We start from the raw sequence: 7,697 nt of genomic DNA on the forward strand, positions 1-7,697 counted from the left end.
CCACGGGCGCGATCAACGTCGTCGAAGTGAAGATCTCGGGCTACCAGTACCAGCCGATCCCCGCGTACCCGTGGCTGCCGTCGATCACCTTCGGCAACATCGTCACCGTGATGAGGCAGGTGTCATGAACGCGCGCCATTTTCCACTGTCACGCCGGCGCGCGCAGCGCGGCGTGGCGATCGTCGAATTCGCGCTGATCGCGTCGGTGCTGATCATGCTGCTGATCGGCATCTTCGAGTTCGGCCGCGTGCTGTTCTACTGGAACACCGCGAGCGAGGCCGTGCGCCTCGGCGCGCGCACCGCGGTGGTTTGCGACGTGAACGCCGCGGGTGTCGTGAAACGCGTGCGATCGCTGCTGCCGCTGCTGTCGAGCGCGAACGTGTCGGTCAACTACACGCCGTCGAGCTGCGACGTGAACACGTGCTCGTTCGTGACGGTGAGCGTCACGAACGTCACCGTCAAGACCATGATCCCGTTCATGAACGTCACGGTCAGGATGCCGCCGTTCACGACGACGCTGCCGCGCGAAAGCCTGAATTCCGCGACGGGCGGTTCCGCCTGCAACTAATCGAAAAGACGAGGCACACGACATGATCAACATCCTCGTAGCTTCCGACGATACCGCGCGGCTCACGCAGATCGCGCGTCTCGTGGCCGACTGCGGACGCTATCGCACGACGCGCGCCACCGGCCGCCCGTCGCAGATCGAGCATCGCACCGACGGGCTCGATGCGTTCGACATCCTGCTGATCGACGGCACGTCGCTGGAGCCGTCCGAGCTGTCGGCGATCGAGCGCATCTGCCGTGCGCATGCGGGCCTGACCTGCATCCTCGTGACGGCCGACGCATCGCCGCACGTGCTGCTCGACGCGATGCGCGCGGGCGCCCGCGACGTGCTGCAGTGGCCGCTCGATCCGCAGGCGCTCGGCAACGCGCTCGGGCGGGCGGCCGCGCAAAGCACGCGGCGCGATACCGACGACACGCGGATCGTGTCGTTCATGTCGTGCAAGGGCGGGGTCGGCACGAGCTTCGCGGCCGGCAACATCGCGTTCGAGATCGCGGAGGGCTTCAAGCGCCGCGTGCTGCTGATCGACCTGAACCAGCAGTTCGCCGACGCGGCATTCCTCGTCAGCGACGAAACGCCGCCGTCGACGCTGCCGCAGCTGTGCGCGCAGATCGAGCGGCTCGACGGCGCGTTTCTCGACGCGAGCGTCGCGCACGTGACGGAAAACTTCCACGTGCTGGCGGGCGCCGGCGACCCGGTCAAGGCCGCCGAGATGCGCGAGGACGCGCTCGAATGGATTCTCGGCGTCGCCGCGCCGCGCTACGACTTCGTGATCTTCGACGTCGGCGTCGGCATCAACCCGCTGTCGATGGTCGCGCTCGATCGCAGCGACCAGATCCAGATCGTGCTGCAGCCCGCGATGCCGCACGTGCGCGCCGGCCGCCGGCTGCTGGAAATTCTCGTGTCGCTCGGCTACTCGACCGACCAGTTGCGGCTGATCGTGAACCGCACGACCCGCGCGAGCGAGCGGACCCGCGCCGCGCTCGAGGAAGTGCTCGGCCTGCACGCGGCCTGCACGATTCCCGACGACGCCGACACCGTGCTCGAAGCGATCAACCAGGGCCATCCGGTGTCGCGGCTCGCGCGCGGCTCGGCGGTCGTACGGGCGTTGCAGGGCTGTGCGAAGCAACTCGTCGACGGCGAAGTGCGCGCGGGACGCGGCGCGACGCACAGCGAACCGTTGATGTCCCGGCTGTTCGGCCGCAAGGCCACGCCGAAGCTCAAGTCGATGTAATTCTTTCGGGGAACCATCATGTCATTGCGCGAACAGATGTCCTTGCACCGGGCCCAGCCGCTGGCGGCCAGTGACGCGGCCGGCCCGGCGCATTCGTCGGTGCGCGACGCATACCAGAAGCTGCGCCGCGAAATTCATCTGGCGGTGCTCGAGCGCGTCGAGCTCGAGCGCCTGTCCCGGCTGCATCAGGATCAGATCCGCATGGAAATCGGCGCGCTGATCGCGCGCATCCTCGACGAGGAGCGGCTGCCGGCGAACGACATCGAGCGGCGCCAGCTCGCGATCGACGTGTACGACGAGATGTTCGGCTTCGGCCCGCTCGAAGCGCTGCTGCGCGACCCCGGCATTTCCGACATCCTCGTGAACACGTACCGGCAGGTCTACGTCGAGCGCTGCGGCCAGCTCGAACTGACCGACGTGACGTTCTACGACGACGCGCACCTGATGAAGGTGATCGAGAAGATCGTGTCGCGCGTCGGGCGCCGCATCGACGAATCGAGCCCGATGGTCGACGCCCGGCTGCCGGACGGTTCGCGCGTGAACGCGATCATCCCGCCGTCCGCGATCGACGGGCCGCTGATGTCGATCCGGCGCTTCGCGGTCAACCCGCTGAAGATGGACGACCTGGTGCGCTACCACAGCCTGACGCCGCCGATGGCCGAGCTGCTCGACGCGCTGTCGCGCGCGAAGGTGAACGTGCTGGTGTCGGGCGGCACCGGCAGCGGCAAGACGACGCTGCTCAACATCCTGTCCGGCTTCATTCCGCGCAACGAGCGGATCGTGACGATCGAGGACGCCGCCGAGCTGCAACTGCAGCAGCCGCACGTGCTGCGGCTCGAGACGCGCCCGCCGAACATCGAGGGCAAGGGCGAGATCACGCAGCGCACGCTGGTGCGCAACGCGCTGCGGATGCGCCCGGACCGCATCATCCTCGGCGAAGTGCGCGGCGCCGAAGCGCTCGACATGCTCAACGCGATGAACACCGGCCACGAAGGCTCGCTCGCGACGATCCACGCGAATACGCCGCGCGACGCGCTGACGCGCCTCGAGAACATGGTCAGCGTGTCCGGCCTGACGCTGCCGCCGAAGACGATGCGCCAGCAGATCGCGTCGGCGATCTCGGTGGTCGTGCAGGCGGCGCGCCTGACCGATGGCAAGCGCAAGATCGTCAGCATCCAGGAGCTGACCGGGATGGAAGGCGACATCATCAACATGCAGGAGATCTTCACGTTCAAGCGCACGGGCGTGGACCGCGACGGCGCGGTGCGCGGCCACTTCTGCGCGACCGGCGTGCGGCCGAAGTTCGCCGAGCGGCTGCAAGCGTTCGGCATCAACCTGCCGGATTCGCTGTACGACCCGTCCGTGCATTACGAGACGGACTGACGCCAGGGCGCCGTGCGCTGCCGGGGAGGCCTCATGAATGCGATCTTTTACGGTTTTGTGATTCTTACCTTCGTCGCGGTCGTGCTGTCGATCGAGGGCATCTATCAATGGTGGAACGCGCGGCACGGCGCCGCCGCGCGCCGGATCGAGTCGCGCATTCGCGCGATGTCGGCCGGCGGCAACGTCCAGCAGGAGCGGCTGTCGATCCTGAAGAAGCGCATGCTCGACGAGTCGAAGCCGTTCGACCGGCTGCTGCTGCGCCTGCCGCGCGTGCATGCGCTCGACCTCGTGATCCAGCAGTCGGGCCTCGACTGGACGCTGCCGAAGCTGATCACGCTCAGCGCGACGTTCGCGGCCCTCGCGTGGTTCGTGGCGAGTTTCGCCCGCTTGCCGCAACTCGCCGCGGTGCCGGTCGCGCTGGTCGCCGGGTGGCTGCCGATGACGTACGTGCTGCGCTGCCGCGCCAAGCGGATGCGCAAGCTCGAGCGGCAGTTGCCGGACATCTGCGACATGATCGCGCGCGCGCTGCGTTCCGGCCATTCGTTCACGAGCACGCTCGGGATGGTCGGCGACGAGTTTTCCGAGCCGATGGGCGGCGAATTCCGCGTCACGTTCGACGAGGTCAACTACGGCGTGTCGCTGCACGACGCGCTGACGAACCTCGCGACGCGCGTGCCGGTGCAGGACCTGCGCTACTTCGTGATCGCGGTGCTGATCCAGCGCGAGACGGGCGGCAACCTGGCCGAGTTGCTCGAGAGCATCGCCGGGCTGATCCGCGAGCGCTTCAAGCTGTTCGACAAGGTGCGCGTGCTGTCGGCGGAAGGGCGGCTGTCGGCGTGGATTCTCGGGCTCTTGCCGTTCGGCACCGCGGCGGTGATGGCGCTGCTGAACCGCGAATTCCTGTCGGTGCTCTGGGAGGACCCGGCGGGGATCCGGATGGTCGGCACGATGCTGGTGTCGATGCTGTTCGGCCTGTTCTGGATTCGCCGTATCGTGCGCATTCGCGTCTGACGCGCGAGCCGAATAACGAACCGTTGCGAGGTTGTCATGCAAAACCTGAGCGTGGTCCAGGCCGTGATGCTGGGCGGCTTGTTCATCTTCGTGGCCGGCGGCGTGCTCGTCGCGATGCTGCTGTTCGCGCCGCGCGGCATCCAGCGCCGGCTCCAGCAGGCCGGCGGGACCGGGGCGGGCGGCGTCGCCGGCGCGGGCGACGGCGACGACATGGCGTCGCGCTGGGTCGCGAAGCTGGTCGAGCTGTCCAGCCCGATCTCGAAGCTGTCGGTGCCGAAGGAGGGCTGGGAGAATTCGCCGTTGCGCATCCGGCTGATGAATGCCGGCTGGCGCAACCAGAGCGCGGCCGCGGTGTACTTCACCGCGAAGACGATGCTCGCGCTCGGCCTGCCGTGCGCCGCGCTGCTGGCGCTGATCACCACGTCGCTCGGCGACGAGCGTGCGCTGCTGTCGCTGATCCTCGTCGCGCTCGCCGGCATCGGCTATTACATTCCGAACATCGTGCTGTCGCAGCGGGTCAAGGTGCGCCAGCGGAAGATCTTCGAGGATTTTCCGGACGCGCTCGACTTGCTGACGGTGTGCGTCGAAGCCGGCCTCGGGCTCGACGCGGCGCTGATGAAGGTGAGCGAGGAGCTGCGGTTTCGCAGCGAGGTGGTCGCGAGCGAACTCGACCTGCTGCTGCTCGAGATGCGCTCCGGCTTCACGAAGGAGACGGCGCTGCGCAATCTCGCGCTGCGCACCGGCGTGGAGGACATCGAATCGTTCTGCGCGATGCTGATCCAGGCCGACCGGTTCGGCACGAGCATCAGCGAATCGCTGCGCGTGCTGTCGGACATGCTGCGCACGCGGCGCCGGATGCGCGCGGAGGAACGCGCGGCGAAGATCGCGCTGAAGCTGCTGTTTCCGCTGATCTTCTGCATCTTTCCCGCGCTGATGATGGTGCTGCTCGGCCCGGCGATGATTCACGTGTATCGCGTGCTGCTGCCGACGTTCGTTGGCGTCGCGCCGTGAGCGGCGCGCGGATGCGGCTTCGCGCGCATCGATAAAGGCCGGATGTGCCGGCCCCGGGGCCACGCGGTGGCCATCCGGCGGCCGGCACGGCAACAGGCTTCATGGAGGCTCCCTCCCCAGGCGGCGCCGCGAGACAGGTCGACCATAGCGGCGTCAGTGCATCCTGGACCCATGGTCGGTCATGGAACAAGCCGTAGTCCACCGCCTTCACGGCTGCCCCCTACTGCTAACCCGTTGAAGCGGCGGTGCCCCGTGGCGGGGCAGCCGGCGCGCCGCGCGTCACTGGAAGTGATGCACGTAGCGCAGCACCATCCGCGTGCCCTGCGGCCGGTTGCGCGCATAAGTCTCGAAGTACGCGTTGAACAGCAGGTGATCGTGCGGCGAGAAGCTGACCATCGCCCCCGGCCCGATCGCGAACACGGCTTCGCGCGCGCCCGGCACGTCCTGCCCGTTGGCCTTCATGTCGGTGGTCTGGCGCAGCCAGTAGCCGTTGAGCCCCAGCCGCAGGCCGGGCCGCACTTCGTACTCGGTCGCGAAGTTCACGTGGAGCGCCTGACCGGCCTGCGTCGACGTCACGTCGGGGCCGAGTGCCGTGGCCGGCTGATGGTTGGTCGCGTTCCACAGATAGTGCAGCCGCCACGACACGGTCCATTTCGGCGTGAGCCACAGCGTCGCGGCCCAGTACGGATCGAACGACCAGAAATGGCTGCCGGGATTGATCGCGCGCGACGGATCGTACGCGCCGGTCGGCACGATGAACTGGAATTCGACGCGCTGCGCGAAGCGCGGGCCCTGCGTGCCCATCACCGGGTCGAACTGGATGAACGGGCCGATCAGCAGATCGCCGAAGCCGGCGCGCGCATTCAGCGCGACGTTGCCGATGCCGTCGTCGGTGCGCGCGGACGCAATCCACGGCAGGATCACGTCGAGGCCCGGATGCATGCCCGCGAACGTCAGCGGCGACTGATAGACGAGCTGGCTCAAGCCGGCGAACAGGTCGATGTCCTGCTTCGGCAACCCGACCTTGTTGCCCGCATTGTCGTTGACGCGGCCGGCCGTGTAGTACTGCAGGTACTGCGTGCCGTACCAGCCGGCGCCGGCCGGCGGCATCCCGTCGAGGAAACTGGTCATGCCGAGGTTGACCGCGGGCAGATCGGCCGCGTGGGCCGGCGCGTGGCTGGCGAGGCCGGCGATCGCGAAGCCTGCGGCGACGAGCAGGCGAGAGCCGAGTTTCATGTTCACCACCTCCTGATTATTCGTTTGTATGACTAATTAAATGGCACGTAAAAGATCGGGATGATCGGCGATCGCGCGATACTGGCCGGCATGGAACACGAGCGGCGCCTTGCCGAATGCGTCGAACCGTTCGATCTCGCCGATGAAGAGCAGGTGGTCGCCGCCTTCGTAGTGGCCGACGTTGCGGCACACGAAGCGCGCGCTCGCGCCGCCGAGACACGGCACGCCGCCGCTCTCCGATGCCACGTGCGGCACGCCGTCGAACTTGTCGGCGCTGGGCGTCGCGAAGCGCCGCGACAGGTCGATCTGGTCGTGCGCGAGGATGTTGATCGCGAAGTGCGTGGCCGCGACGAAATCCGGGCGGCTCGGCGCGACCTTGCGCAGGCTCCACAGCACGAGCGGCGGATCGAGCGACAGCGACGAGAACGAATTCGCGGTGAGGCCCACCTTGCGCCCGTCGGCCGCGCACGTGGTGATCACGGTGACGCCGGTCGGGAACTGCCCGAACGCGGCGCGCAACTGCATCGGGTCGAGGGCCGCGCGGTCGGTAACGGTCGTTTCCATGGCGGTTACTCCGCACGCACACTGTGTTCGCGGATCAGCGCCGCGCACGCCGACGGCTCGAACCACCACGGCGCGAACCGGCGCGGATCGTCGAAGCCGTCGACGATCGTTTTCGCGAGCGACGGCGACTGGCCGGCCGCGCCGAGCAGTTCGAGGATGTGCGGTGGCGGCGGGGTGAGCAGCGAGTTCGTCCAGCGCACGACATGCTGCGCATAGGCCCAATAGCCTTCGAAGGTCTGCTGCATCCAGTCTTCGCCGAACGGCGCGGCGCCGCGCGCGACGATCGCGTCGAAATACGCGTTCGCGCATTTCGCGGCGTTGTTCGAGCCCTGGCCGGTGATCGGATCGTTGACGACCACCGCATCGGCCATCCCGAACACGGTGCGGCCCGACGGCAGCCGGAAGAACGGCTTGCGCACGGTCGGCGCGAAACGTCCGGCCAACGTGCCGTTCGGATCGGTGAGTTCGACGTCGCGGCAGCGTTCGAATTCCCATGGCACGTACTGTTGCAGGAACGACAGGCTGCGGTCCAGATGCTGCTCGGGCGTCTTCACGTCGGCCCAGCAGTCGAGCGGGCCGCCGGGGATGCCTTCGAACACCATGATTTCGCATGGGCCCGTGGTGGTCAGCGCGGGAAACACGAAATACTCGCCGATGCCCGGCAGCAGGTTGAAGCGTACGCGCGAATACGGC

General features: G+C 67.7%; 8 protein-coding genes and 1 pseudogene. 6 read left to right on the plus strand and 3 right to left on the minus strand.

Annotated features, from left to right (window positions below):
* The 6 genes and pseudogenes from JMF90_RS15125 to JMF90_RS15150 form a co-directional block, all read left to right on the plus strand.
* Window positions 1–128, plus strand: a pseudogene (locus tag JMF90_RS15125) (pilus assembly protein); the annotation flags it as partial.
* The gene (locus JMF90_RS15130) at window positions 125–568 is read left to right on the plus strand and encodes a TadE/TadG family type IV pilus assembly protein (protein WP_011549050.1); all 444 of its coding nucleotides are present in this window, start codon (window positions 125–127) and stop codon (window positions 566–568) included. The pseudogene JMF90_RS15125 and the gene JMF90_RS15130, both read left to right, overlap by 4 nt.
* Window positions 569–590: 22 nt before the next feature.
* A complete protein-coding gene (locus tag JMF90_RS15135; RefSeq protein WP_011549049.1) occupies window positions 591–1,799 on the plus strand; it encodes an AAA family ATPase in 1,209 nt (402 codons plus the stop codon).
* Window positions 1,800–1,817: 18 nt separating this feature from the next.
* Window positions 1,818–3,182, plus strand: coding sequence for a CpaF family protein (locus tag JMF90_RS15140; RefSeq protein WP_011549048.1), 1,365 nt, complete (start codon window positions 1,818–1,820; stop codon window positions 3,180–3,182).
* Between the two features lie 33 nt (window positions 3,183–3,215).
* Window positions 3,216–4,193 carry a type II secretion system F family protein gene (locus JMF90_RS15145; RefSeq protein ID WP_011695056.1) on the plus strand — a complete coding sequence of 326 codons (978 nt, stop codon included), beginning with the start codon at window positions 3,216–3,218 and terminating at the stop codon, window positions 4,191–4,193.
* 36 nt (window positions 4,194–4,229) lie between these two features.
* Window positions 4,230–5,204, plus strand: coding sequence for a type II secretion system F family protein (locus JMF90_RS15150; protein ID WP_011549046.1), 975 nt, complete (start codon window positions 4,230–4,232; stop codon window positions 5,202–5,204).
* Window positions 5,205–5,483: 279 nt separating this feature from the next.
* On the opposite strand, the gene JMF90_RS15155 is transcribed toward JMF90_RS15150, so the two are convergent.
* The 3 genes from JMF90_RS15155 to JMF90_RS15165 all read right to left on the minus strand — a co-directional run.
* Window positions 5,484–6,440, minus strand: coding sequence for a transporter (locus JMF90_RS15155; RefSeq protein ID WP_011549045.1), 957 nt, complete (start codon window positions 6,438–6,440; stop codon window positions 5,484–5,486).
* A 36-nt stretch (window positions 6,441–6,476) separates the two neighbouring features.
* Complete coding sequence (locus JMF90_RS15160; protein ID WP_011549044.1) at window positions 6,477–7,004, minus strand: flavin reductase family protein; 528 nt, start codon at window positions 7,002–7,004, stop codon at window positions 6,477–6,479.
* A gap of 5 nt (window positions 7,005–7,009) precedes the next feature.
* On the minus strand, window positions 7,010–7,697 hold a 688-nt coding region (locus JMF90_RS15165), incomplete at its 5' end, for a styrene monooxygenase/indole monooxygenase family protein (protein WP_305790746.1).

The sequence above is a fragment of the Burkholderia sp. E168m23 genome (assembly GCF_016586125.1).
Lineage (GTDB): Bacteria > Pseudomonadota > Gammaproteobacteria > Burkholderiales > Burkholderiaceae > Burkholderia > Burkholderia orbicola.